Below are 25,368 nucleotides of genomic sequence, written 5' to 3' on the forward strand. Positions count from 1 at the left end.
TGGGCATAAAAAAAGAGTATCGGCCGCTACCGGAAAATGTTTAGACTTTAAGCAAATTCAGCGTGTTATCGCTCTGTTACCGATGTGTTTACGCGGGTAACAGGCGAGCTTTGACGGTTCTCCCAGAGCACCGTCAGGCCACGCTGCAGGGCAATAAAAATAAACAGCAGAATGCCGATGGCGATCTTCGTCCACCAGGAGCTGAGCGTGCCGTCAAAGTTGATATAGGTTTGTATCAGCCCCTGGATCGCCACGCCGAACAGCGTTCCCAGCACCGTCCCCACCCCGCCGCTGAGCAGCGTGCCGCCAATGACCACAGAAGCAATCGCATCCAGCTCAACGCCCACGCCTGCAAGGGCATAACCCGCCTGGGTATACACCGAGAAGACGATACCCGCCAGCGTCGCCAGGCCGGTCGAGAGCATATAGATGCGGATGGTGGTGCTGCGGGTGGAGATCCCCATCAGGTTTGCCGACGTGGCGTTACCGCCGATGGCGTAAACCTGATTACCAAACTGGGTACGGTGGGCGAGGAAGATGCCAATCACCACCACGCCCAGCATCAGCAGCCCCATCGCGCTCAGGCGGCCGCCGCCGGGAATTTTCCACGCCAGGCTGGAGAGCGTGTCGTACACCGGATGGTTAATCGGAATCGACTCTTCCGAGACCAGATAGCTCACCCCACGGAGGAAGAACATCCCCGCGAGGGTAATGATAAACGCCGGGATTTTTAACGCGTCGATCAGCAGCCCCATAAAGGCCCCAAACGCGCAGCCCATCGCCAGCACCAGCGGAAACGCCACCAGCGGAGAGATCCCCCAGAAGCCTATCGCCTTCGCGAGGAACACGCCCGTAAACGCGATCACCGACCCGACGGAGAGATCGATCCCGCCGGAAAGGATCACAAAGGTCATCCCGACGGCGATGATGCCTAAAAAGGCGTTATCGGTCAGGATATTGCAGATCACGCGCGTCGACGCAAAACCGGGGAATTGGGTGAGGCAGTAGAGATACCCCAGCACAAACACGCCCAGCGTGATCATCAACGGTAAATTACGTTTTATCATGGCCACGGATCCCCTTAATGATGCTGACAAAGCGCGGCGACTGGACGATCAGCACGCAAAGCACGACCACCGCTTTCACCACCTGGTTGAGTTCCGGCTGGAACCCCGAGAGCAGGATCCCGGTGTTCATTCCCTGAATGATCAGCGCGCCAATCACCGAAAGCAGCAGGTTAAAGCGCCCGCCCATCAGCGATCCACCGCCGATCACCACCGCGAGGATCGCGTCCAGCTCCAGCCAGAGCCCCGCGTTGTTGGCATCGGCCCCGCGAATATCCGCCGCGACGATGACCCCGGCGATGGCGGCGCAGACGCCGCTCAGCACGTAGGTCAGCATCACCATCAGACGGGTGTTGACCCCGGCGTTGCGCGCGGCGCGGATGTTGATCCCGACGGCTTCAATGAACATGCCCAGCGCCGTTTTGCGGGTGAAAAGCCAGAAGACAACGAGCGTGACCAGGGCAACGATCACCGGCGTCGGGAAGAACAGAAGGTTGCCGCTCCCGATCCACGCCAGGCTCGGCGAGTTAAAGGTGACAATCTGCCCGGAGGTAATCAGCTGCGCCACGCCGCGCCCGGCCACCATTAAGATAAGGGTGGCGACAAAGGGCTGAATTTTCAGCACCGCCACCAGAATGCCGTTCCATAATCCGGCCAGCACGCCGGTGCCTAAGGCCGCCAGCAGTACCACCGGCAGGCTGTGTCCGGACACGGTCATGGAGGCTGCCGTGGCCCCGGCGATAGCCATCACCGCGCCGACGGAGAGGTCAATCCCGCCGGTGGCGATGACCAGCGTCATCCCGATGGCCAGCAGCGCCACGGGCGCGGCACGGTTTAGAATGTCTATCGGGCTGCCAAACAGGCGGCCATCCTGCACGATAATCTGGAAGAAATGCGGCGCGACCAGGCTATCAACCAGCAGCACCACCAGCAGCGCTGCGATTTGCGGCGTGCCGGTTGGCCAGCTGAAGCGGCGCTTAGACTCACCGGTTTGCGAAAGCGAACGGGGCATCACGATTTACTCCTTATGCCGCGATGGCATTCATGATCGCCGGAACGGACAGCTTATCCAGCGGGATCTCTGCCACCTGTTTGCGATCGCGCATGATGATGACGCGATCGGCATAGCCCACCAGCTCTTCCAGCTCGGACGAAATAACCAGCAGCGCCAGACCGTCCGCGCACAGGGTTTCGATAAGCCGGATAATTTCGGCGTGCGCCCCCACGTCAATGCCGCGGGTCGGTTCGTCGAGGATCAGGAACTGGGGTTTGGTCAGCAGCCAGCGGGAGAGCAGCACCTTCTGCTGGTTGCCGCCGGAGAGGAACTCGATAGGCTGTTCCGCGCTCGGGGTACGAATACCCAGCTGACGGATAAAGCGCTCGGCAATGGCGTTTTGCTCTTTACGGGGGATCGGGCGCAGCCAGCCGCGCTGGGCCTGCAGCGCCAGAATGATATTTTCCCGCACCGAAGCCGCGGCAATAATGCCGTCCGTTTTCCGATCTTCCGGGCAGAAGCCGACGCCCAGACAGGAGGCCTGATGCGGGGATCGCAGGGTTTGCGGTTTGCCCTTGATCAGCGCGGTGCCGCTGTCGGCCGGCTTGATTCCGAATATCACCTCGGCGGTTTCGGTCCGGCCGGAGCCCAGCAGGCCCGCCAGCCCGACAATTTCGCCAGGGCGGACTTCCAGATTAAACGGCGAGATCACCCCTTTCTTACCGTAATCGCTGAACGCGGCGACCGGTTTCTCGCTGAGCAGCGTGCGCCCGGCGCGCTGAAGGGCGTTGGTTTCCAGCTCGCGGCCCAGCATCATTTTCACCAGTTCGATCTGCGGCAGCTCGCAGGTTTCGCGGCAGCCGACAAAGCTGCCGTTGCGCAGCACCGTGATGCGATCGCTTACCTCATATACCTGATCGAGGAAGTGGGTAACGAAGATCAGGCTGACGCCCTGATCGCGCAGCTGGCGCATCAGGGTAAAGAGCATCTCAACTTCCTGGGTATCGAGGCTGGCGGTGGGTTCGTCGAGGATCAGCACCTTTGCCGAGAGATCGATCGCGCGACAAATGGCGACGATCTGCTGCATCGCCACGGAAAAGCGGTTCAGCGGCTCGCGGACGTCAAGGGAGAAGCCGTACGATTCCATCAGCTTTGTCGCCCGCGCCTCCATCTCTTTGCGGCGCAGCAGGCCAAAACGTCGCGGCTCACGGCCAATAAACAGATTATCCGCCACCGACATATTCGGCAGCAGGTTTACTTCCTGGTACACCGTCCCGATCCCCAGCAGCTGGGCATGGGCGGTATTTTTCGGCGAAATGGCGTTGCCTTCCAGCCAGATGGTGCCGCGATCGGCGTGATAAACGCCGGTCAAGGATTTAATCAGCGTCGATTTTCCCGCGCCGTTCTCGCCCAGCAGCGCCATAATCTCACCGCGCCGCAGGCTGAAATCAACGTTATCCAGCGCCTTTACGCCGGGGAAGAATTTACTCAAGCCCTCTGTGCGGAGGATTTCCTGGTGTTGTTCAGTGGTCATGGTTTTCCCCCTCACCCTGACCCTCTCCCCGGAGGGGAGAGGGGATTGATCGTGCCAATTGTTAATATCCAGCTCCGCCCTGCCTTTCTCCCTCTCCCCTCCGGGGAGAGGGCTGGGGTGAGGGGCGCGGGTCTTAGTAGCCCATATTTTTCTTCTTCTCTAACTCTTCTTTCGCCGTGTCAGGCAGGTAGAGCGTGGACTTGGTGACCGTCACCTTCTCAGGCATCGTGCCGTCCTTCTTGAATTTCTCCAGCGCGTCGAATGCCGGGCCCGCCATGTTTGGCGTCAGCTCCACGCTGGCGTTGGCTTCGCCGTCGATCATCGCTTTGTAGATGTCCGGCACGCCGTCGATAGAGCCGGTGAGGATATCTTTGCCCGGCTTCAGGCCCGCTTCTTTAATCGCCTGAATCGCACCGATCACCATGTCATCGTTGTGGGCGTAAACCATGCAGATGTTCTTGCCGTTGTTTTCAGCCTTAATGAAGCTCTCCATGACCTCTTTACCTTTACTGCGCGTAAAGTCGCCGGACTGAGAGCGGATAATCTTGATGTTTGGCGCTTTAGCGATGGCCTCAGCAAAGCCTTTTTTACGGTCAATGGCCACGCTCGCGCCCACGGTGCCCTGCAGCTCAACGACGTTACACGGCTTGCCGTCAACCTGCTTCACCAGCCAGTCGCCAATCAATTGCCCTTCCAGCACGTTGTTGGCGGTCACGGTGGTCATATAGAGGGATTTGTCTTTAACGTCGATGGAACGGTCGAGCAGGAAGACCGGGATCTCAGCGTCTTTCGCTTCCTTCAGGACGGGTTCCCAGCCGGTCGCCACGACGGGTGCAATAAAGATGGCATCCACGCCCTGGGCGATAAAGGAGCGCACGGCTTTGATCTGATTCTCTTGTTTTTGCTGACCATCGGCGATTTTCAGGGTAATGCCGCGTTTCTGAGCCTCGCTTTTCGCAACGTTGGTTTCTGCCGCTCGCCAGCCAGATTCAGAGCCGACCTGCGAAAAACCTACGGTTAAGGGAGCGGCCATCGCCATAGACGACATGGCTGCCGAAACTGCTGTGACAAGAAGTAAGCGCTTCCACATATGAGCGTCCTCGTAGGGGTGTTTATTGTTGGTTAAAAGATGTTCTGCGAAATGACTATAGCCCATGAAATATGTAACGAATTGCGTTACATCACACTTCAGAAAAGTGAATAAAACGTTAATCACAAGTTTGTAATCGCTTTCATTTCACCATGAAAAATGCGGCTGAGTTTATGGATTTTTCTGTCATGGAAAGGGTCTGAAAAATGGGAAAAGCGGGGAGAGAAAGCGAAAACAGGCGGAGACATTCAGCGCGAGTTGGCTATAATACCTGCCACTTGTTTACCATCCATTTTAAAGGACACCGACATGAGCTTACTCAACGTCCCAGCGGGTAAAGAACTGCCAGAAGACATCTACGTAGTTATCGAAATCCCGGCTAACGCAGATCCGATCAAATACGAAGTGGACAAAGAGAGCGGCGCCCTGTTCGTAGACCGTTTCATGTCTACCGCGATGTTCTATCCGTGCAACTACGGTTACATCAACCACACCCTGTCTCTGGACGGTGACCCGGTTGACGTGCTGGTCCCAACGCCATACCCACTGGAGCCAGGCTCCGTCATTCGCTGCCGTCCAGTTGGCGTGCTGAAAATGACCGACGAATCCGGTGAAGATGCGAAGCTGGTTGCGGTACCGCACACCAAGCTGAGCAAAGAATACGATCACATCAAAGATGTGAACGACCTGCCAGAGCTGCTGAAAGCGCAGATCACTCACTTCTTCGAGCATTACAAAGACCTCGAAAAAGGCAAGTGGGTTAAAGTTGACGGCTGGGACAACGCAGAAGCGGCGAAAGCAGAAATCATCGCCTCCTTCGAACGCGCTGCTAAGAAGTAATTCTTACTGCTGTTAATGAAGGCCCCGCGAGTCGGGGCTTTTTTATTTCCCTGGTTGAGAGTAGTACAAACTTAACTTTTAAGAATAATCCCATTCCTTTTGTTTTGGATATTAAAAACAAAAAAAGACTCCCTATCATTTATAGTGGGAGTGGTTGAATAGCCTGGCTGTTCACAACATACTGTCATGATGATCATTAATCCCCATTCATTACAGGATTCATATGTCATCCATTAACATTGATGTTGCCCGCCCAACTGGAATTTATTTTATCATTGAACGGTTGTATTCCCGCGATGGTTATATGCCTTCTATTGGGGAAATCAGCCCCTCTTTGACACAGGTGCACCGTACTGTCATTCAGCTAAAACGCAAGCAGGATATGTTTATGGATGGTGTTAAGGTTACCCCTAAAGATATTACCCTTTGGCAACAGATAAAATATATTACGGGTTCAAAAGTAACGACCAAGGATACAGATGCGTTAGTGTATACGACCGATTTTATCGGCTCCCTTGTTGCCACCACGCCTTTAGGTAATATTGAGCATGAAAATATTCCTCGCTTCCTCACGACAGAGTCTATCCACTCCCTTCCACAGGCGGTGAGTTATGGGCGTGATCCCATCCCACAAGTCCTTCTTTATGGTCGTAAGGATATAGTCTTCTTTATGGATAATGGTGGTAAGGGTACACCAACCGCTATTGCAAAATATAACCACAATACTCGTGACCTTGCCATAATCAAAGATCAGCTAGAAGCCAGTAAAACGATGAAGGAGCTGCTATCTAAGGGAGCAAAATTATGAGTAAGAAAAGCCATGTCATAAGCCTATTCGTCCTTATTATTGCTTCCTTTGTCTTTGGCAGAAGTACTTATGTTGAATATCTGTCATGGTACTATGGAAGCGATCATTTAATATTCAGTCAAATAAATAGCGCATTACTATCTGGTTTACTTAACGGACTTTACTTCGCGCTATCATCAAGCATTATTTATGCGTTACTCACTCTATTAAAAACAATTCCCAGAAATATCTTTTTTTCTTGTCTTCTGCAATTCTTTATTAACATAGGGCTATATACGCTTTTTGTTGCAGTAGATAGAGGTTATAGTAAATTGCATACTTTAGGCTCGGGTGCTACTGATATCACCCAAAGCTATTTTTTAGGGGCGTTGCTGATGAGCACACTCCTGACCGTCGCGATCGTGAGCGTTATACATGCTAAGTTTCTTTCTTCAAAGCATAAAGATGGGCTACATAAAGGCGTTTGACTGTTACGGTAAAGACAGTAAATGGCAGTATCTCTGCATCATGACATTCCAGCTTGCCTGGTTTTTGTTTTACTTATGGATCCCTTATCGAAGCGATTATGTGATTCTGCTGTTTTTACTGTTTTTCCTGCCCGTCATTTCAAGCAATACGCGGTGCATAAACTACTATGGCCGTTCACGCGCCTTGTGTTTTTTATGGCTAATTGCCCCGTACATCATGCTGTTCGTTCCTCTGTTTTTAACCCGACGCCGGGATACAGAAGAGAGTTGAAGGAATAAAAAAAACAACGCCACCTCACGGTGGCGTTGTTTTTTTCAGTACTGGTCTCTGTCTAACCAGTTACCGCTTACAATCCGCGTTAACCCTTCGACCGGACGCTGGTAGACGTACATCCACGCACTTCCGTACGGCGTCTGGATCAACTGGCGTGCGTATTCACCGCCCCTGGTGCGCAAGGCATCAAGTTCGGCAAGCGTCGCGTTATCAATACGATAGACTTCACCCTGTACTGTTCCTTCGCCCGGAACCGCGCCTGGATAGTGGCCCAGGCTGTACAACTGGTAGTTCTCGATATTGTAATTCCCCAGCAGCAGGGCATTGGTCATCCAGTGACTGTTGCCTTGCTTGGTTCGTAAACTGCCGTAGACAAATATTCGCATTGCTAAAACTCAAACTGATAGAGCAGATCAAGTGCCTGGTCTACGCCGGACACTGCTTCCAGATATAGCTTGGGCATCAGGCGATAGCGTAACGTGAGAGTTGCCAGTGAGTCAAAGATCCCCACACCATATTTTACCTGCAGACCCGGCAGTACATACCCGCTGACCACCACCTGCGAGGAGTCACCCACGCCCTGGGTGTCCAGCGCCAGATTGCTTACGCCGAACGTCTCGCCGATTTTACCCACAACCTGCCCACTTTGTGCAACCCCCAGACCCACTAACATCGAGGTCATCGCCGCACTGTCGCTTTGTCCGCTGTTCAGACCTTGTCCACGCAGCAGATAAGAGAGCGCTTCCTGCTGCGACATCGCCGGGTCAGAGAAGATCTCCGCCTTCGGTTCGTCGGCGGAACCGGTGACGCGAACGCCAGCAATGACGTCATCTTCCGTCGCTTCCGGGTTACGAATCGCCTCGATGTTCAGCAGGGGCTGATCCGGTGGACCGGAGAACAGCAGCTCGCCTTTGCGCACAATCAGATCCTGACCATAGGCGTGGAAACGCCCTTCAGGAATAGTGATCTGCCCGTTCAGGCCAAGCCCTTGTTTATCCTGCGCCACTTTCAGATCGCCCGTCAGCCTCGCCTTCAGCCCAAACGCATTCAACCGCACGTTATTTCCCACGTGCACGATGAGGTTACTATTGATCGGTATGCCCGCGCTCTTCTGTTCGACAGGTTTCAGATTTTCATTGAGCATCACTTCATCACTTGAGACGCCGACCGCGCTTTCCGGCACGTCGTGAACCACGATGCGCGCCCACGGCACGTCGACGCGTCCGTCAAGCGTGAAGAGGCTTGGCGTGGCTTCAAAGACCACATCAGGCGAGACGTCCAGGCGCACCATCGGCGGTACGGTGATGCGCACCTTGCTGCCCTTCGCGGCAATTCGGGCGCGCCAGTTGTCGAGCTGGCTCCAGTCCGCGTCGCCGCTCAGGTTGATTTGCCCTTGCTGCGTCAATACCGAGCCGCTCAGCGTCGAGCTCATACCGTTGAAGTTCATCGCGATCTGGCTGGGCTGCATGTCAAACGGCATGAAGTTACCGTCGATATCCACGCCGCTGAGCCGCATCTGACCGAACAGCTGCGGGCTTTGCACGTTACCGGCCAGGCGCAGGTTAGCGTTCAGCATGCCCTCCGCTTTTTCCCCGCGCGCGAAAATCGGGTTCACCATCGCCAGGTTGAAGTTACGGATGTTGACGTTGCCGCCCAGATTACGCCGACCCTGCGGATCGGTAATCTGGACCTGCCCGTCCAGCTGACCGTTGTTGGTCAGGCGGATCGTCCACCCCAGCTGCGCGCGATTGTTATGCAGATCGGCACTCAGGTTCAGGGTATCGAACGCCACCGGCAGCGGCGCGTCGTTGACCTCCTGCGTCACCTTCACGTTACGCCCGGACAGCGTGACGCTGCCCTGCGGCAGCCCCTCTTTGGTGGTGTCCCAGGCCACATCGGCTTTCCCGCTGAAGACGCCGCTGGCCTGGGTCGTGTCCGGCATAAACGGCTTCAGCATCGCCAGATCGAAGCGGTTGAGGTTGATCTGCGCGCGCCCTTCCGCACCCGCATCGATGGTCTGCGGCACGCACAGCTCCGCATTCGGGTTGGTCCAGCAGTGTGGCCCAATGCTTATCTTCTGCTCGGCGTTGCGGTAGTCGAGGGCAATGGATCGCGAGAGCGCCAGCGGCCCGACCGGCGTATTGAAACGCGTGTTATCCAGCGTCCCTTTCCAGCGTTCTTCTTTGCGGTCGAAGCTGCCGGTGAGGTGAAGCTGGCCGGAGACCGGCTCGCCCTGCACGCGCAGCTGGAGGTCGTGCTGTTTCTCGTTCCCTTTGGCGTCCAGGGTGACCAGGTTAATGTTCACGTCCGGCTGAGAAATGCGCTCCACGCGCAGGTTCAGGCTACCGCCGATCTGATCGGTGGATTTCACATCCCCTTCCACGCGGACGCGGGCAACGCTCAGCTCCTGCCAGCGCAGGTTATTGGCGGTAATGTCCGCCAGCAGCTGCGGCGCCTCCACCGTACCGCGCACTTTCACGAGGCCTTTCGCCGTGCCGCCCAGACCCGGCAGGGCGTTATCCAGATTCGGCGCGTCGATGGTGGCGTCCAGATTGAGATCCTTCACCCCCAGCTCGCCTTTGATATCCGCCGTGTTGCGGCCCAGCGCCACGTGCAGCCCCGGGATAACCCACTGCAGATAGCTGTTGCCTTTCACCGAGCCTTCAACGTTAACCTTGTTCTGCTTCACGTTCCCGGTGAGCTTGATTTCCGGCACGTCCATCTGCCACGTACCGCCGTACAGGCTGCCGCGGGTTTTAATCAGGCCATCCAGCTTCGACGGCCAGTCCGGCACCTCTTTGGCGGTGTTAATGCCCGTCAGCTTCAGCTCGCCGCGCCAGCTGATCGCCTGCTGCCAGTCGAGCAGCGCGGTCAGCTCGGTTTTGCCTTCCAGCGCCGCGACGGTCAGCTTGTCGAGGTTGACCTGCCGTTCGTTGCCCTTCGCATCCAGCGTGATGTTCGCGGGCGGCACGCCCTGTCCCTTCACCGCGGTGCGGAACGAGAGCGCGTAGTCGGTCATCTTGCCGCTCAGCTTCAGCTTCAGATCATCGGCCTGGAACTGCTTTTCGCCGGTGAACGGCCAGTAAAGCTGCTTGCTGACAACCTCCAGATTGAGCGGCAGCCCGGCTTCCGCCAGCTGCGTTTGCGCGCGCAGGACCATGTCCACCGGGCCGGAGAGATTCACCCCGACATCCAGCTTATCGCGCAGCGCACCGCCCACTTTGACCTTCACCTTTTCGCCTTTCAGCGGATCGATGTTGAGGGCACTGTTAAGCGTGATGTCCACCGGCCAGTTGTCGCGCAGCAGGGCATTCCCCGACGCATTCACCGAGCCCTGGTTGGTGTCGATATCCAGCGCGTCGAGCTTCATGTTGCCGTCAATGCTGCTGACTTTCAGCAGCATGTTATAGACCGTCAGATCGGTATCGCCGGTCAGGCGCAGCTGCTCGCCTTTGAACTCCTCGATGTTGAGGTTCAGCGGCAGATGAACGTCGGTCATTTCCGGCAGGACAGGCTTCGAGAAGAGATCTTTCAGCGTTTCGCCCAGCGGCTTTTCTTCCGGCTGCGGGTTCTGGATCTTCGGCTCGACGATCTCTTCCTGCGCCACGTCTGCCACCTTCGGCAACGCGATCAGCAAGCCCTGCAGGGACGTCGGCGTCAGGGTGAGGTTTTTCTCCTGCCAGCGCAGGCCGGAGGTGAAATCCATCACGGACACGGTGGTGTCGTCGATTTTGATATTGACGTTATCGAGCGCGACCCGATAGAGCGCGATCGGGTACGGCGTGGAGAGATTCAGCGGGCCGCTGTCCTCTTCCTCGACCGGCGCAGACTTCGGCATTTTTTTCGAATCTATCGCCACGTTGACGTCTTTAAGCGACAGATCGTTGACGCAGAGCTTGCTGTCGCGCAGGCAGCCCAGCTTCACCGCCAGGTGGAACTCCCCGGCGTTCACCGCCACGCCCGGCTGCTCGTAGCGGATATTCTTCAGACGCAGATCGCGCCAGCCGCCCGTTACCTGGCCAATCTCCAGCCCCGGCACCCAGCGGTTCGCAGCGTTAAACAGCAGATGCAGCCCGGTCGTCGTTCCCACCAGAAACGCCACCGTACCGAGCAGCAGCACGATAAAAATCAGCACCCCGAGGCTTATTTTCTTCCATAAACTCATAATTCAGGCCCCAGACCGATGTAAAACTGTAATCCGTGCTCTTCTTTGTCACCGACAGGCACGGCGAAGTCGAGCTTGATGGGCCCGACGGGTGACTGCCAGCGTACGCCCACGCCCGCGCCGGTTTTAAAGTCGCTGCGGCGGATATCGTTCACCGCCTCACCGCCGTCAACAAACATAGCGCCCCACCACTTTCCGCTGACGTTGTACTGATACTCCAGCGATCCGGTCGCCAGTTTTGATGCACCGGTCAGTTGGCCTTTCTCGTTCTCAGGTGAGATCGATTTGTACTTATACCCACGAATGCTGCGGTCGCCCCCGGCGAAGAAGCGCAGATCCGGCGGAACGCGCTCGAAGTCTCCCGTTTCAATCCAGCCGAGATTGCCGCGCATCACAAAGCGGTGTTTGTCGTACAGCGTGCGGATCCAGACGTTTTGCGCCTGAATCACCGAGAAATCCACGTCGGAGCCCCAGGCGGAGTTGGAATAATCGATGGAGTAGCGCTGTGAGTCGCCCCAGCTCGGCATCAGGCCGCCGCGCGAGCGGGTACGGCTGATCATCACGCCCGGATAAAGCAGCATGGTGGTATTGGTGACGTTGGCCTGGGTAAAGTGGTCCAGGCTCCAGCGCAGGTTAATGGCGCGCTGCCAGCCGCTGGAGAGATCCCAGAAGCGGGAGACCGCAAGGGTCGTAGAATCCTGCTTGGTGTCGTTCAAGTCGGTGCGCTTAAAACCGCCCTGCACAAGGTAATATTGCTCAAGCGGGTTTTTCAGCAGCGGCATTTTGTAGCTGAAATCCAGCTGCTGCTCGGGCGCAGAGAGGCTCAGGCTGGTGGTCAGGCTGTGACCGTACGAGTTCATCCACGGCTTTTTCCACGAGGTTCTCACGCGTGGTCCAACATCCGTCGAGTAGCCAACACCGGTCTCAATGGTGTTCTCGGTGCGCGGCGAGACAACGCCATGCAGCGGCAACACCTTCGTTTTGCGAGACTTATCAAATTCCGGTGCGACAACCACGGAGTTAAACCAGCCGGTAGCGGAAAGACGACGGTTCAGTTCCGCCAGGTCTCTCGACTGGTAGTAATCCCCTTTTTTGAACGGCACGAGGTTTTGCAGGTATTCTTCACGAATTTGCGAACCTTCAAACGTCACATCGCCAAAGCGGTAGCGTTCCCCGCTGTCGTAGTCGATATCCCAGAAGGCCTGACGCCGATCCAGCGCAATCCCCAGCTGGCTTTTATTGAACTGGCTGTCGAAGTAGCCCTTACGCAGGGAAACGTTCGTCAGCTCTTTTTTGAAATGGTCGTAGTCACCGTGGTTAAGCACGGTACCGATTTTCGGCCGCGTGCTGAGCAGGTCCAGGTAATCCCGGTCGGTACGCGCCCCGCCGCGCAGGATAACGTTCGTGCCGCCAATCAATACCGGCTCACCCGGCGAAACGCGGGCAATAAGAACCTGGCGCCCCTTCTTTGGCGGCGGGCGAAGATCGAAATCAATGGTGGGTTCGTAATACCCCAGCGCTTTAAGCCCTTCACGGATAGCGTCATCGACGCGCGCGCGAAAACGCCGGTCCGGCGTCACCTCATCACTCTGGATGGTCGACAACTGCGCACGCACGTTTTTTTCCAGCGCCCCGGATAACCCCTCAACCTGCAAACGGACATTCGCCGCGCTGGCAATCCCGCTTGTCAGCAACACACTGACTAAACATAACTGGCGGATTTTTGTCACGTTTTCTCCTGAATATCCCTGTTTCCACCCTGGAAGCAAATGAAGTACCGCTCCGCGGCAAAATACGGCCTGTTGGCCAAAAACCCAAATCACGGGTTGAAAACGGGTGTAACACCCAAATATTTCTTATGATTAAATCTAGACTCATTCAACGCATTTATTGTGTTCAATTAAACGCTTCGTGACAACCTTAACCGAAACATCGCACCCCGGGAGGCCCCATCGTGAGTTTATTCGACAAAAAGCATCTGGTTTCACAAACTGATGCATTACCGGGACGCAACACCCCTATGCCTGTGGCGACCTTACACGCCGTCAATAACCATTCCATGACCAACGTGCCGGAGGGAATGGAAATCGCCCTGTTCGCCATGGGCTGCTTCTGGGGCGTTGAGCGCCTCTTCTGGCAGCTGCCCGGCGTTTACAGCACGGCGGCTGGCTACACGGGCGGCTACACGCCGAATCCGACCTATCGCGAAGTCTGCTCCGGCGAAACCGGGCATGCGGAAGCGGTACGCGTGGTCTATGACCCTGCAGTCATCAGCTACGAGCAACTCCTGCAGGTCTTCTGGGAAAACCACGACCCGGCGCAGGGCATGCGTCAGGGCAACGACCACGGCACACAGTACCGTTCGGCCATTTATCCGCTCACGCCCGAGCAAGATGCCGCCGCACGCGCCAGCCTTGAGCGTTTCCAGCAGGCCATGCGTGAAGCGGGCGATACGCGCGAGGTGACGACGGAAATCACCACCGCGAAACCGTTCTACTATGCCGAGGACGATCACCAGCAGTATCTGCATAAAAACCCGTACGGCTACTGCGGTATCGGGGGCATCGGCGTCTGCCTGCCGCCACAGCTGGCCTGATTATCAGCCGTTAAATCGTCGCCCGTACCGGACAGCGCCACGCTGTCCGGTCTTTTTTATGCCAAATTGTGACCTCTGGCAGATTTACATCTCTTTACGCTATACTACCCGCTGAAATAATCGGCTCAACGCTACGAGCTGATTTTCAATGTGTTTTCACACAAATGGTATCAACTCCCCTTCTGAGGATCTGGCGAGAAGCCGGATAAACTATGTTAAACAGTATTTTAGTAATACTTTGTCTGATTGCCGTCAGCGCGTTTTTCTCGATATCTGAGATCTCGCTGGCCGCGTCCCGTAAAATCAAACTGAAGCTGCTTGCCGATGAAGGCAACATCAATGCCACCCGCATCCTGAAAATGCAGGAAAATCCCGGGATGTTCTTCACCGTGGTGCAAATTGGCCTCAACGCGGTCGCCATTCTCGGCGGTATCGTGGGTGATGCTGCGTTTTCTCCAGCGTTTTATAGTCTGTTTGTTAAGTACATGTCCGTTGAACTGGCCGAACAGCTGAGCTTTATCCTCTCCTTCTCGCTGGTAACCGGCCTGTTCATCCTCTTTGCAGACCTGACCCCGAAACGCATCGGTATGATTGCGCCAGAAGCTGTGGCTTTGCGTATCATCAACCCGATGCGCTTCTGTCTGTACGTGTTTCGTCCGCTGGTGTGGTTCTTCAACGGCCTGGCGAACGTCATTTTCCGCATCTTTAAGCTGCCGATGGTGCGTAAAGACGACATCACCTCTGACGACATTTATGCGGTGGTGGAAGCCGGCGCGCTGGCCGGGGTGCTGCGCAAGCAGGAGCACGAGCTGATTGAGAACGTGTTCGAGCTGGAATCCCGTACCGTGCCGTCTTCCATGACGGGCCGTGAAAACATTATCTGGTTCGATTTGCATGAAGATGAGCAGAGCCTGAAGAACAAAGTAGCGCAGCATCCGCACTCTAAGTTCCTGGTCTGTAATGAAGATATCGACCACATCATCGGTTACGTCGACTCCAAAGACCTGCTGAACCGCGTGCTGGCAAACCAGAGCCTGGCGCTCAACAGCGGCGTGCAGATCCGCAATACCCTGATTGTGCCGGACACCCTGACGCTCTCAGAAGCGCTGGAAAGTTTCAAAACCGCCGGGGAAGACTTCGCGGTTATCATGAACGAATACGCGCTGGTGGTGGGTATTATCACCCTGAACGACGTGATGACCACACTGATGGGCGACCTGGTTGGCCAGGGGCTGGAAGAGCAGATTGTTCAGCGCGACGATAATTCGTGGCTGATTGATGGCGGCACACCGATTGAAGACGTGATGCGTGTGCTGGATATCGACGAGTTCCCGCAGTCCGGCAACTACGAGACCATCGGCGGCTTTATGATGTTTATGCTGCGTAAGATCCCGAAACGTACCGACTCGGTGAAGTTCTCCGGCTACAAGTTTGAAGTGGTGGATATTGATAACTACCGCATCGACCAGCTGCTCGTGACCCGCATCGACAATAAACCGACCGTACTGGTACCGAAGCTGCCGGACGCGGAAGAGAAGGTGTCGGCGTAAAGCGCCAGCCTCTACAAACATCAACGGCTCCCATTGGGAGCCGTTTTTTTTAACTACTGCATAGCACGTTGGTTAAGCCATCTCAGTCTGCAGACGCATAACCTGACGGTTGACTTCGGACATCACAGACAGGTGCTGTTTGTCCTTCACTTTTGGGACAAGGATCTTGCCCTTATCAAACTCAAAAGCGCCAACATCCTTGATATACAACCGTCCACGGAACAGGATCTTCACGTACTTCGCCACCTGAAGCGGGTTGTAGCGTTGGAAAATTTTCATTCTTGTATCTCCTGCGAATCATACGCTCTTGCGGTGCCACAATCGGCCCGACTGTCCTGAGCGCAAATTTTAATGCCCAATGACTATAGACCAGAACTACGGTGTTACCCAGTGTGCATAAGTTTATTTACCGTTTGATTACAATTATTCAGAATAATCTTTGCAAAGCGTGACCGGGCGCAGTATAAGCCGTCGTTTTTTCATGGATATGTGCGTTCGCCCGCAAACTGGCATCGGGATTGCGGGAAAACCCCATTGATCGCACTTATGATTAAAAGCGCAAGACCAAGTGGTCGGATCACCTGCAAACAATAAGGAAACGCCATGACCCTACGTAATATCCTTGCAGCAGCCTGCCTGCTGCTGCCGCTGTGGGCTTCCGCTCACAACATTGAAAAAGGACAACGTGTACCGCCAGTCGGCATTGCTGACCGGGGAGAATTGATTCTCGACAATGATAAGTTTAGCTACAAACCCTGGAATAGCGCGCAGCTCGCGGGCAAAGTGAGAGTTGTACAACATATTGCCGGTCGTACATCCGCAAAAGAGAAAAATGCTACCCTGGTGGAAGCGATCAAGGCCGCAAAATTCCCTCACGACCGCTACCAGACGACCACCATTGTTAACACCGACGACGCCATTCCGGGCTCCGGGATGTTTGTGCGCTCCAGCCTTGAGAGCAATAAAAAGCTCTACCCGTGGTCGCAGTTTATCGTCGACAGCAACGGCGTAACCCGTAAGGCCTGGCAGCTGGAAGAAGAGAGCTCCGCGATTATCGTGCTGGATAAAGAGGGCCGCGTACAGTGGGCGAAAGACGGCGCGTTAACCCAGGAAGAGGTGCAGCAGGTTGTCGACCTGCTGCATAAGCTGCTGGCTCAGTAAATAGAGACGCGGAAGCCGGGGTTGAGGAAGGATTCGCGCGGGGTATAGTCCAGCGGCTTGCCCTGCCAGTCATGAACATGCGCCCCGGCGGCCGCGGCAACGGCATGACCTGCCGCGGTATCCCAGACGTTGGTTGGCCCAAAGCGAGGGTAGAGCTGCGCATGGCCTTCCGCCACCAGGCAGAATTTCAGCGATGAGCCAATCGAGGTGGTCTGGTGTTCACCCAGCTGCTGCAGGTACTCCTGCAGCTCGCTGTCGCTGTGCGAGCGGCTAATCACCACCAGCGGTGGACGCGCATCGCGCACCTGGATCTGCTTGCGCACGCCGCACTCTTCCTTCCACGCCTTCCCTTCTGCGGCGCTGTACATCACCTTCATCACCGGCGCGTAGACCACGCCCAGCACCGCTTTGCCCTTCTCAATCAGGGCGATATTGACGGTGAATTCACCGTTGCGCTTGATGAACTCTTTTGTCCCGTCCAGCGGATCGACCAGCCAGTAACGCTGCCAGTGCTGGCGCTCGTCCCAGCTTTGCGGCGCTTCTTCTGACAGAACGGGGATGTCCGGCGTTAAAGCCTGTAATCCTTTCAGGATCACCTTATGCGCCGCGATATCCGCCGCCGTGACCGGAGAGTCGTCGGCTTTGCTGACCACCTCCATAGGTTTACTGCCGTCATACACCTGCATGATGGCATCTCCCGCATCCCGTGCGAGCTGACAAATTTTATCTAGCATTTTCCACCTCTTTGTTAACGCAGTGAGGTTAACTCTTTGTTTTAGTTATATCGTAATGTGAACAATTCCGCTATCTGTGAAGCAATTCCGGTTTCAGGTGACTTTTTTCTGTCAGGATTCACATTTCTGTAAGCAACAAGCTATAGATACATACTCTTTTGTGCTCTGCATCGAAAAAAGGACTCCTCTGATGATTAAGTTTAGTGCAACGCTTCTGGCGACGCTGATTGCAGCAAGCGTGCAGGCGGCGACGGTAGATCTGCGTATTCTGGAAACGACCGATCTGCACAGCAACATGATGGACTTCGATTACTACAAAGATACCCCGACGGAAAAATTCGGCCTGGTACGCACGGCAAGCCTGATCGATGCGGCGCGTGGCGAAGTGAAAAACAGCGTGCTGGTCGACAATGGCGACCTCATTCAGGGCAGTCCGCTCGGGGATTACATGGCGACCAGGGGGCTGAAAAAAGGCGAGATCCATCCTGTTTATAAAGCGATGAACACCCTGGACTATACCGTCGGCAACCTCGGTAACCACGAATTCAACTACGGTCTGACATACCTGCACGATGCGCTCGCCGGTGCGAAATTCCCGTACGTTAACGCCAATATCATCGACGTTAAGACGCAAAAGCCGCTCTTTACCCCTTACCTGATTAAAGAGACAAACGTCGTCGACCATGACGGTAAAAAACAGACGCTGAAAATCGGCTATATCGGCTTTGTGCCGCCGCAGATCATGACGTGGGATAAAGCCAACCTCGACGGTAAAGTGACCGTTAACGACATCACCGAAACCGCGCGGAAATACGTGCCGGAAATGCGCGAAAAAGGCGCCGATCTGGTGATCGTTGTCGCCCACTCGGGTCTCTCCGCCGATCCGTATCAGGCCATGGCAGAAAACTCCGTTTACTATCTGAGTGAAGTCCCGGGCGTCGACGCGATCCTGTTCGGCCACGCCCACGCGGTCTTCCCGGGCAAAGATTTCGCCAGCATCAAAGGAGCGGACATTGAGAAAGGGACGCTCAACGGCGTGCCTTCGGTGATGCCGGGCATGTGGGGCGACCATCTTGGCGTGGTGGATCTGGTGCTGAATAACGACGGCGGCAGCTGGAAGGTGACGCAGTCAAAAGCCGAAGCGCGCCCGATTTACGACGCTGCGGCTAAAAAATCTCTGGCGGCGGAAGATAAAAAACTGGTCGACGTGCTGAAGCACGATCACGACGCCACGCGCGAATTCGTCAGCAAGCCGATCGGCAAATCCGCCGATAACATGTACAGCTTCCTGGCGCTGGTGCAGGACGACCCGACCGTTCAGGTCGTCAACATGGCGCAGAAAGCCTATGCGGAACACTTTGTGCAGGGCGATCCGGATCTGGCAAAACTGCCGGTCCTGTCAGCGGCTGCGCCATTCAAGGTGGGCGGGCGTAAGAACGACCCGGCAAGCTATGTTGAAGTCGAAAAGGGCCAGCTGACCTTCCGTAACGCCGCCGATCTCTACCTCTACCCGAACACGCTGGTGGTGGTAAAAGCGACGGGCCAGGAGGTGAAAGAGTGGCTGGAGTGCTCTGCCGGACAGTTTAACCAGATTGACCCGCACAGCAGTAAGCCGCAGTCGCTGATTAACTGGGACGGCTTCCGTACCTATAACTTCGACGTGATCGACGGCGTGAACTACCAGATTGACGTCACCCAGCCGGCGAAATATGACGGCGAGTGTCAGGCGATCAACCCGCAGGCGGAGCGCATCAAAAACCTGACCTTCAACGGCAAGGCGATCGACCCGAATGCCACCTTCCTGGTGGTGACCAATAACTACCGCGCCTACGGCGGTAAGTTTGCCGGTACGGGAGATAGCCACATCGCCTTTGCCTCGCCGGACGAGAACCGCTCGGTGCTGGCGGCGTGGATCAGCGCGGAGTCGAAGAAGGCGGGCGAAATTCATCCGGCGGTGGACAACAACTGGCGCCTCGCGCCGATCCACAGCGATACGAAGCTGGATATCCGCATAGAAACGTCGCCGTCCGATAAGGCAGCCGCGTTTATCAAGGATAATGCCCAGTATCCGATGAAGAAGGTCGCAACGGATGATATCGGGTTCGCGATTTATCAGGTGGATTTGAGCAAGTAAAAACAAAACGGCAACATACGTTGCCGTTTTTCGTGTTTGTTTCCTCTCCCTACGGGAGAGGGGGCCTCAGTAATTTTCCAACTCGAAGCGATGAATATTTCTTCAGAAAAATTAATGAATTGCAGCGATGCCCTGGTCCGGCTGTAAATCGCCGAAGCGTTTCCGCAAGGCCGGGGCGAGGCGCAAGGATGCGCCGAGAGGGCGTGGCCTGCAGGGATGCAGGCTCATGCCCGACCCGATAGCCTGAAAGAATAAGCTGAGGACAAAATTGCCGGGAGCAATTTTGGACAGCGCCTGAGCTGGCCCTGAAAGGGTGAGCCCCAGGGATGGGGCGAGCAATCCGCGAAGCGGCGATTTACCGCCGGGAGCCCGGGTCGCCAGGGCGGCGGCGATTGAGCCGCCCTGGCACGTTCACAGGCCATGTCGTTACAGAGTAGCAAGGAACATAAAGTGAACGGAATGACCACCAGAGTTATATGTTCCCCCCTCACCCCAGCCCTCTCTCTCAAGGGAGAGGGGGGTCGCCCACGCAGGCATTAGGTCAGGGTGAAGACATCAGGCCGCGCGATCGTCCCGATTCGCCATCACCTTCGGCGTATTCACCTCAATCCAGTCCGCCAGCGCGGCGACTTTCTCGCTGACCTCAATCCCCATCGGCGTCAGGCTATACTCTACGTGCGGCGGCACCACCGGATACGACACGCGATCGACAAACCCGTCCTGCTCCAGCGCCTGGAGTGACTGGGACAGCATCTTTTCGCTCACCCCGCCCATTTTACGGCGCAGATCGCTAAAGCGATGCGTTCCCTGGCGCAGGGCCAGCAGAATCAGGACACCCCAGCGGCTGGTCACGTGTTTGAGCACCTCGCGTGACGGGCACTGTTCCGCGAAAAGATTGCCATCGCGCATTTGTTCGCTGAGCGTCGGTATCGTTGTTTTCATACTTACCTTTTTGTACGTACTTACTAAAAGTTAGCTATGGTGCTAGTGTGCCACAACACCAGACAAACACGAAGGAGATTCATCATGATCGCGATTACCGGCGCTACCGGCCAGCTTGGCCATCTCGTTATCGAACAGCTGTTGAAAACCGTACCGGCCAGCCAGATTGTGGCCATCGTACGTAACCCGGCGAAAGCGCAGGCCTTAAGCCAGCAGGGAATTGTCGTTCGCCAGGCGGACTACACGGATGAAGCCGCATTCACCGCCGCGCTGAGCGGCGTGGATAAGCTGCTGCTGATCTCTTCCAGCGAAGTCGGCCAGCGCGCAACCCAGCACCAGAACGTGATTAACGCCGCCAAAACGGCAGGCGTGAAATTTATCGCCTACACCAGCCTGCTGCATGCGGACAACTCCCCGCTGGGTCTGCATGTTGAACATGTTGCCACTGAAAAAGCGCTGGCGGCGTCCGGCATCCCTTATGCCCTGCTGCGCAATGGCTGGTATACCGAAAACTACCTGGCGAGCGCGCCGCCTGCGCTGGAACACGGCGTGTTTATTGGTGCGGCAGGCGAAGGCAAAATTGCCTCTGCCACCCGCGCCGACTATGCCGCGGCAGCCGCCAAAGTGATTGCTGAAGAGGGCCACGCGGGCAAGGTCTACGAACTGGCGGGCGACCACGGCTGGACGCTGAGCGAACTGGCGGCTGAACTCAGCAAACAGAGCGGGAAGCCGGTAACCTATCAGAATCTCAGTGAAGCGGATTTTGCCGCCGCCCTGAAAAGCGTCGGCCTGCCTGCAGGGCTGGCAGATATGCTGGCGGACTCGGATGTGGGTGCGTCCAAAGGGGGACTCTTTGACGATAGCCATACGCTGAGCAAACTGATCGGGCGCGCAACGACGCCGCTGGCGCAGAGTATTAAAGCCATTCTTTAACAGTGTCACCGTTCTTTCCTGCGGCCGGGTGATTTCCCTTACCCGGCCCGCTCATATTTATTAATAATAAAAACAGATATAACGATTAAAAGTCCGGGTATTCTTTATCCGTCGCGTACGTTATCGGTTTTTCAAATCCGGGAATGGTGATGCCATTCATATCAATCTTAATATCTTCCTCATTTATCCCCTGCTGGCCGAAAAGATAAATGACATTAAGTTCACCCTGCGACGCCGCCTGGTCGTAGGCGTTAGCCTGACGTCGCACCTGGCGGTTACGCTGCTGATAATCCGCAAACACCGCGTCCCCATAGCGTTTGCGCAACCATTGATGGGTAAGCTTTGGCGAGTAAACCACCCCCGTGGCATTATTACCGCCAAAGCCTTTTGAATTAATAAAGGCAATTTGTCCCTGGCCTTCCTCTAATTTGCAGTCCTGAAGAGGAATGGTTAAGCGCGCATCGTTCACCTGCGGTGCGATGTGGGACACGCTTTTAATTCCCGGCAAAATACCGTAGCGGAAGACGCCGAGGCAGCCGATCAGCTGGTCGCCGCTGGCGGGCCCCAGGGAGTGGCCGAGGTACGATTTCACCGCCGTCACCGGCCAGTCGCGAATCGAAAAGGCTTGCGCAATGCGGTCAAAAATATCCGCCTCGGAGACGCAATTCTTCGGCGTGCTTGAGCCATGCGCCTGAATAAACGATCCCTTCTGCACCGTCTCTATCCCGGCCATCGATACCGCAGAGGCTACGGCTTTCGCCATGGTGATGTAATTCCCCGGACCCGGCGACGCAATAGAACGTTTAAAGCCGTCAGCGTTGATAAAGACGTTCCCCACCGAACCGTGGATCTCTGCGCCAAGCTGCAGCGCCAGCTCGTCGTCCATTAACACGACATACTGGCTGGATTCTGCGATAACAAAACCGCAGCTGTTGCCAAACGGGCGGCTGCTGTTGCGCCAGTCGGCCGTTTCCGTGTCATCAATGTGCTTAAGCTTGCTCTTCGTTGCCAGGGCGCCCATGGCATCGAATCCTTCAATCACTTCTGAGGTGACCGGCGCTTCGGCGCTGCCAACGACGGCTACGCGAATGCGCCCCGCTTTGATATCTTCGGCTGCCGCATTCAGGTTATACAGAAACGTGGCGCATGCCCCCAGCGTGGCGCTGGTATGACCGACGCTACCCAGCACATACGCATTGAGGAAATCGGCGCACATGCTGTTCAGGCCCAGCGGGCACTGTTTGGCGCTGACGCGATGGCCTTTCAGGCGCGACTGCAGCATTCCGCCAAAGCCATAATCGTCGAGCTGCCCCATGATATTGCCCGAATAGACGCCGAGCTGATCCGGCGTGATTTTGGCCTGTACCTCTCGCCACGGGATCCCCAGCGCGTTGATGGCGTCTGACGCCCCGACAATCGCCATCTGTAACGCCCGCGGATGGAACTGCGAATTGTAATGGTCGCCCGGACGAAATCCCTGCGGCAACAGCCCTGCAGCCTGAACCTCCGTGCGCAGCAACGCCTCAATTTTACAGTCCATCTCTCCCTGAACGGTAATACGGACGCGCCGACCCGCTAATTCCTCAACGTGCCATCCCGCCGGTAAGGGTTGAGGTAATTGCCTGGCAGATATATTAAAACTGAATCCCTCTTCGCCTGAAGCCATATTCAATTTTGCATGGCCGGCAATAGCATCGACATCAAAGTAGTCGCGCGTAATTTTTCTGATAAGGGTTCCCTCAAGCACCTCGTCTTTTATCCTCGCGGCAGCCTGAGCAGGTGTGAATCTTTTACCGGAAATATCGTAATACCCACCTTCATCATATTTAAGGACGCCCATCAGGATGGCTAACGATAATAATGTTTTCTGCCGTTCCTCTTCCGATAATGACTCAATAATCATTCGACGAAATGCATGATGTGAAGAACTACGACCAGCTGGACCATAGCCGCCAAAAGCCGTTATTACGGGTAATTTCACCATAATTTATTCTCTCGTGGTCGTGGATTTATTTTATTAAGCAAGTGCGATAATTTCAGATATTAGTTTACAAATCACCAACAAAAGCTAATATGAAAATCCAGCCAAAACGCTGACTTTTTTGGCCACGGCAACGATGAGCCACCAAAAATAATAGTCAAAACAGGTATTAATCAAAAATGACAAATACACAAATAGGATTTGTGTTATGTGAACGCATGCTAAGTTCCGGTCTCAGTCTTCCGATTGAAATGTGGAAAGCGGCAGCCAGTAGCTATTTAGCTGAGCAAAAAACAACATCCCACGCAGGCGCGCACAAACCGGAAAAGTCGTCCTTCAGGCTCTGTCGCCCGGAGAATATTCTGAAGGTGAATACCATTGGCATAAACAGCGAGCCCATCCTGACGCACAGTGGCTTTAGCATTACCGCCGATACCACCCTTGCCGCAGACAGGCACTATGACGTTATCTATCTTCCTGCCCTGTGGCGCAATCCTCGCGCAGTGGTCAGACAGCCTGAGCTTCTGGAATGGCTGACCGAGCAGGCCGCGCGAGGAACCCGCATCGCCGCCGTCGGAACGGGCTGCTGTTTTCTGGCGGAGTCGGGATTGCTCAACGGAAAGCCCGCCACCACCCACTGGCACTACTTCAAACAATTCTCGCGCGACTACCCCAGCGTAAAATTACAGACAAAACATTTTCTCACTCAGGCCGATAATATTTTCTGCGCCGCAAGCGTTAAGGCCCTGTCAGATCTGACGATTCATTTTATTGAAACGATATACGGGAAACGTGTAGCCACACATACTCAACGGACATTTTTCCATGAAATTCGTAGCCAGTTTGAACGTCAGTGTTACAGTGAAGAAAACAAACCCCATCCGGATGAAGATATTATTCAAATTCAAATCTGGATAAAAGCCAACTGCGCCTCGGATATATCCATGCAGAATCTTGCAGATATGGCTAGCATGAGTTTGCGCAACTTTAATCGCCGCTTTAAAAATGCCACCGACATGTCCCCACTGCAGTATTTATTAACCGCCAGAATTGAATCCGCCATGACAATGCTGCAATCCACCAATCTGTGTATTCAGGAGATTGCAAATGCGGTTGGATATCAGGATATTGCGCACTTTAATCGCCAGTTTAAGCATAAAACAACGGTTTCACCGGGGGATTACCGTAAGACCGTCCGGGCAAAGATGTTTAGTGCATAAATTCCGGTCATCTCTGATAATGAAAAGATGACCACGAGGAGGCTCAACGTGCAAGGCGTACCTGAACAGTTTAATGATGAAAGAGACAGCGCGCGCTTTCGCCATCTTGCGCAGCTGCCGGGCCTGGAGCTTTATCACGCGCATATTTCTGACTACGCCTTTGAGCCTCACACCCATGAAGCCTTCGGGATCGGCACGATTGAAACCGGTGCCGAACGCTTTCGCTATCGCGGTACCCAGCATCTCGCGGCGGAAAAATCCGTCGTCACCATGAACCCGGACGAGATCCATACCGGCGAATCCGCCACCGAAGGCGGCTGGCGCTACCGGATGGTCTATATCGAACCCGATCTTCTGGAAGAGGTGACCGGCCTCCGGCACTGGTGGTTTAGCGATGTCACGCGTCATGACCCGCTGCGCTCGCAGCAAATCGGCAGGCTGATTTACGGATTGTGGCATACGGACGATCCGCTTGCGCAAAAAGGATTACTGCTGGATCTGATTGAGACCTTCCAGCCGCTGGCCCATCACGCGCCGGTGATTCAGGAAGGCGCGCACCGCTTCGAACGCGTGCGCGAGTACCTGCACGACAACTACATGCACGCCCTGACGCTGGACGAGCTGGCCAGCGTCGTATCGCTCAGCCCGTACCATTTCCAGCGACAATTCAAAGCCCATTTTCACGTTACGCCGCACCAGATGCTGATGGCCATTCGCCTCTGGCGCGCCAAAGCGTTCCTCACCCACGGCATGCCCGCCGCCGAAGTGGCAGCCGCGACCGGGCTGACCGACCAGTCCCACTTAACCCGCGCGTTTACCCGCCGCTACGGCATTACGCCCGTGCGCTACCAGAAGCAGGTCACCCGGCGCTAATGCGCAAT

The 25,368-nt window shown here is 55.4% G+C and carries 21 protein-coding genes; 10 read left to right on the plus strand and 11 right to left on the minus strand.

Annotated features, from left to right (window positions below; all coding sequences use genetic code 11):
* Positions 1 to 65: 65 nt before the first annotated feature.
* From yjfF to ytfQ, 4 genes are all read right to left on the minus strand, one after another.
* A complete protein-coding gene (gene yjfF / locus USF70_RS17205; protein WP_167818974.1) occupies positions 66 to 1,067 on the minus strand; it encodes a galactofuranose ABC transporter, permease protein YjfF in 1,002 nt (333 codons plus the stop codon).
* A complete protein-coding gene (ytfT, locus tag USF70_RS17210) occupies positions 1,054 to 2,079 on the minus strand; it encodes a galactofuranose ABC transporter, ATP-binding protein YtfT (RefSeq protein ID WP_165356711.1) in 1,026 nt (341 codons plus the stop codon). Before ytfT ends, yjfF begins: the two co-directional genes overlap by 14 nt.
* 10 nt (positions 2,080 to 2,089) lie before the next feature.
* Entirely contained in the window at positions 2,090 to 3,592 is a 1,503-nt protein-coding gene (gene ytfR / locus USF70_RS17215) for a galactofuranose ABC transporter, ATP-binding protein YtfR (RefSeq protein ID WP_167818975.1), read from the minus strand.
* 133 nt (positions 3,593 to 3,725) lie between these two features.
* Positions 3,726 to 4,682, minus strand: coding sequence for a galactofuranose ABC transporter substrate-binding protein YtfQ (ytfQ, locus tag USF70_RS17220; protein WP_014882271.1), 957 nt, complete (start codon positions 4,680 to 4,682; stop codon positions 3,726 to 3,728).
* A 309-nt stretch (positions 4,683 to 4,991) separates the two neighbouring features.
* On the opposite strand from ytfQ, the gene ppa reads away from it, so the two are divergent.
* The 3 genes from ppa to USF70_RS17235 all read left to right on the plus strand — a co-directional run bounded on the left by ppa (position 4,992) and on the right by USF70_RS17235 (position 6,797).
* Positions 4,992 to 5,522, plus strand: coding sequence for an inorganic diphosphatase (gene ppa / locus USF70_RS17225; RefSeq protein ID WP_010427397.1), 531 nt, complete (start codon positions 4,992 to 4,994; stop codon positions 5,520 to 5,522).
* A gap of 223 nt (positions 5,523 to 5,745) precedes the next feature.
* Positions 5,746 to 6,330 (plus strand): hypothetical protein, encoded by a 585-nt coding sequence (locus USF70_RS17230; RefSeq protein ID WP_032662463.1) that lies wholly within the window; start codon positions 5,746 to 5,748, stop codon positions 6,328 to 6,330.
* Positions 6,327 to 6,797, plus strand: coding sequence for a hypothetical protein (locus USF70_RS17235; protein WP_048977042.1), 471 nt, complete (start codon positions 6,327 to 6,329; stop codon positions 6,795 to 6,797). The genes USF70_RS17230 and USF70_RS17235 overlap by 4 nt, the downstream gene beginning before the upstream one ends.
* A gap of 315 nt (positions 6,798 to 7,112) precedes the next feature.
* Here USF70_RS17235 and USF70_RS17240 read toward each other — a convergent pair whose 3' ends face one another.
* From USF70_RS17240 to tamA, 3 genes are read right to left on the minus strand one after another with little or no spacing between them, the layout of a single operon-like run.
* Positions 7,113 to 7,457 carry a gamma-glutamylcyclotransferase gene (locus USF70_RS17240; protein ID WP_014830431.1) on the minus strand — a complete coding sequence of 115 codons (345 nt, stop codon included), beginning with the start codon at positions 7,455 to 7,457 and terminating at the stop codon, positions 7,113 to 7,115.
* Between the two features lie 2 nt (positions 7,458 to 7,459).
* Positions 7,460 to 11,236, minus strand: coding sequence for an autotransporter assembly complex protein TamB (gene tamB, locus USF70_RS17245; protein WP_232938694.1), 3,777 nt, complete (start codon positions 11,234 to 11,236; stop codon positions 7,460 to 7,462).
* Positions 11,233 to 12,966 (minus strand): autotransporter assembly complex protein TamA, encoded by a 1,734-nt coding sequence (gene tamA / locus USF70_RS17250; RefSeq protein ID WP_064673133.1) that lies wholly within the window; start codon positions 12,964 to 12,966, stop codon positions 11,233 to 11,235. Before tamA ends, tamB begins: the two co-directional genes overlap by 4 nt.
* A 224-nt stretch (positions 12,967 to 13,190) precedes the next feature.
* On the opposite strand from tamA, the gene msrA reads away from it, so the two are divergent.
* Both msrA and USF70_RS17260 read left to right on the plus strand, forming a co-directional pair.
* A complete protein-coding gene (gene msrA, locus USF70_RS17255) occupies positions 13,191 to 13,832 on the plus strand; it encodes a peptide-methionine (S)-S-oxide reductase MsrA (protein WP_029741954.1) in 642 nt (213 codons plus the stop codon).
* Between the two features lie 212 nt (positions 13,833 to 14,044).
* A complete protein-coding gene (locus USF70_RS17260) occupies positions 14,045 to 15,382 on the plus strand; it encodes a hemolysin family protein (protein WP_032662457.1) in 1,338 nt (445 codons plus the stop codon).
* 72 nt (positions 15,383 to 15,454) lie between these two features.
* On the opposite strand, the gene USF70_RS17265 is transcribed toward USF70_RS17260, so the two are convergent.
* A complete protein-coding gene (locus USF70_RS17265; RefSeq protein WP_008501430.1) occupies positions 15,455 to 15,661 on the minus strand; it encodes a DUF1107 domain-containing protein in 207 nt (68 codons plus the stop codon).
* A gap of 324 nt (positions 15,662 to 15,985) precedes the next feature.
* Between USF70_RS17265 and USF70_RS17270 the strand changes: the two genes are divergently transcribed.
* On the plus strand, positions 15,986 to 16,543 hold the full coding sequence (locus tag USF70_RS17270) for a YtfJ family protein (protein ID WP_033144484.1): 558 nt from the start codon (positions 15,986 to 15,988) through the stop codon (positions 16,541 to 16,543).
* On the opposite strand, the gene cysQ is transcribed toward USF70_RS17270, so the two are convergent.
* Complete coding sequence (cysQ, locus tag USF70_RS17275) at positions 16,537 to 17,277, minus strand: 3'(2'),5'-bisphosphate nucleotidase CysQ (RefSeq protein WP_023310160.1); 741 nt, start codon at positions 17,275 to 17,277, stop codon at positions 16,537 to 16,539. The genes USF70_RS17270 and cysQ overlap by 7 nt on opposite strands.
* A gap of 190 nt (positions 17,278 to 17,467) precedes the next feature.
* Here cysQ and USF70_RS17280 point away from each other — a divergent pair, with 190 nt between their 5' ends.
* A complete protein-coding gene (locus USF70_RS17280) occupies positions 17,468 to 19,411 on the plus strand; it encodes a bifunctional 2',3'-cyclic-nucleotide 2'-phosphodiesterase/3'-nucleotidase (protein ID WP_320735851.1) in 1,944 nt (647 codons plus the stop codon).
* 555 nt (positions 19,412 to 19,966) lie between these two features.
* On the opposite strand, the gene USF70_RS17285 is transcribed toward USF70_RS17280, so the two are convergent.
* Positions 19,967 to 20,353, minus strand: coding sequence for a winged helix-turn-helix transcriptional regulator (locus USF70_RS17285; protein WP_023331869.1), 387 nt, complete (start codon positions 20,351 to 20,353; stop codon positions 19,967 to 19,969).
* 84 nt (positions 20,354 to 20,437) lie between these two features.
* Between USF70_RS17285 and USF70_RS17290 the strand changes: the two genes are divergently transcribed.
* Positions 20,438 to 21,286, plus strand: a complete 849-nt coding sequence (locus USF70_RS17290) for an SDR family oxidoreductase (protein WP_033144480.1) — start codon at positions 20,438 to 20,440, stop codon at positions 21,284 to 21,286.
* Positions 21,287 to 21,371: 85 nt separating this feature from the next.
* On the opposite strand, the gene USF70_RS17295 is transcribed toward USF70_RS17290, so the two are convergent.
* Positions 21,372 to 22,826: a beta-ketoacyl synthase gene (locus tag USF70_RS17295; protein ID WP_320735852.1), complete on the minus strand. Its 1,455-nt coding sequence runs from the start codon at positions 22,824 to 22,826 to the stop codon at positions 21,372 to 21,374.
* A gap of 620 nt (positions 22,827 to 23,446) precedes the next feature.
* On the opposite strand from USF70_RS17295, the gene USF70_RS17300 reads away from it, so the two are divergent.
* A complete protein-coding gene (locus tag USF70_RS17300; RefSeq protein ID WP_320735853.1) occupies positions 23,447 to 24,487 on the plus strand; it encodes a GlxA family transcriptional regulator in 1,041 nt (346 codons plus the stop codon).
* A gap of 48 nt (positions 24,488 to 24,535) precedes the next feature.
* Positions 24,536 to 25,360: an AraC family transcriptional regulator gene (locus USF70_RS17305; protein ID WP_033144477.1), complete on the plus strand. Its 825-nt coding sequence runs from the start codon at positions 24,536 to 24,538 to the stop codon at positions 25,358 to 25,360.
* Positions 25,361 to 25,368 lie beyond the last annotated feature (8 nt).

Source organism: Enterobacter sp. 237C8 (assembly GCF_034106865.1).
Classification (GTDB): Bacteria; Pseudomonadota; Gammaproteobacteria; order Enterobacterales; family Enterobacteriaceae; genus Enterobacter; species Enterobacter asburiae_B.

Bases quoted from the DNA above. Each gene is read 5' to 3' on its own strand.
- ppa (WP_010427397.1), top strand. From the start codon at position 4,992: ATGAGCTTACTCAACGTCCCAGCGGGTAAAGAACTGCCAGAAGACATC.
- yjfF (WP_167818974.1), bottom strand. From the start codon at position 1,067: ATGATAAAACGTAATTTACCGTTGATGATCACGCTGGGCGTGTTTGTG.
- cysQ (WP_023310160.1), bottom strand. From the start codon at position 17,277: ATGCTAGATAAAATTTGTCAGCTCGCACGGGATGCGGGAGATGCCATC.
- USF70_RS17270 (WP_033144484.1), top strand. From the start codon at position 15,986: ATGACCCTACGTAATATCCTTGCAGCAGCCTGCCTGCTGCTGCCGCTG.
- USF70_RS17280 (WP_320735851.1), top strand. From the start codon at position 17,468: ATGATTAAGTTTAGTGCAACGCTTCTGGCGACGCTGATTGCAGCAAGC.
- USF70_RS17240 (WP_014830431.1), bottom strand. From the start codon at position 7,457: ATGCGAATATTTGTCTACGGCAGTTTACGAACCAAGCAAGGCAACAGT.
- tamB (WP_232938694.1), bottom strand. From the start codon at position 11,236: ATGAGTTTATGGAAGAAAATAAGCCTCGGGGTGCTGATTTTTATCGTG.
- USF70_RS17260 (WP_032662457.1), top strand. From the start codon at position 14,045: ATGTTAAACAGTATTTTAGTAATACTTTGTCTGATTGCCGTCAGCGCG.
- ytfR (WP_167818975.1), bottom strand. From the start codon at position 3,592: ATGACCACTGAACAACACCAGGAAATCCTCCGCACAGAGGGCTTGAGT.
- USF70_RS17230 (WP_032662463.1), top strand. From the start codon at position 5,746: ATGTCATCCATTAACATTGATGTTGCCCGCCCAACTGGAATTTATTTT.
- USF70_RS17295 (WP_320735852.1), bottom strand. From the start codon at position 22,826: ATGGACTGTAAAATTGAGGCGTTGCTGCGCACGGAGGTTCAGGCTGCA.
- USF70_RS17290 (WP_033144480.1), top strand. From the start codon at position 20,438: ATGATCGCGATTACCGGCGCTACCGGCCAGCTTGGCCATCTCGTTATC.
- USF70_RS17265 (WP_008501430.1), bottom strand. From the start codon at position 15,661: ATGAAAATTTTCCAACGCTACAACCCGCTTCAGGTGGCGAAGTACGTG.
- ytfQ (WP_014882271.1), bottom strand. From the start codon at position 4,682: ATGTGGAAGCGCTTACTTCTTGTCACAGCAGTTTCGGCAGCCATGTCG.
- USF70_RS17235 (WP_048977042.1), top strand. From the start codon at position 6,327: ATGAGTAAGAAAAGCCATGTCATAAGCCTATTCGTCCTTATTATTGCT.
- USF70_RS17300 (WP_320735853.1), top strand. From the start codon at position 23,447: ATGACAAATACACAAATAGGATTTGTGTTATGTGAACGCATGCTAAGT.
- USF70_RS17285 (WP_023331869.1), bottom strand. From the start codon at position 20,353: ATGAAAACAACGATACCGACGCTCAGCGAACAAATGCGCGATGGCAAT.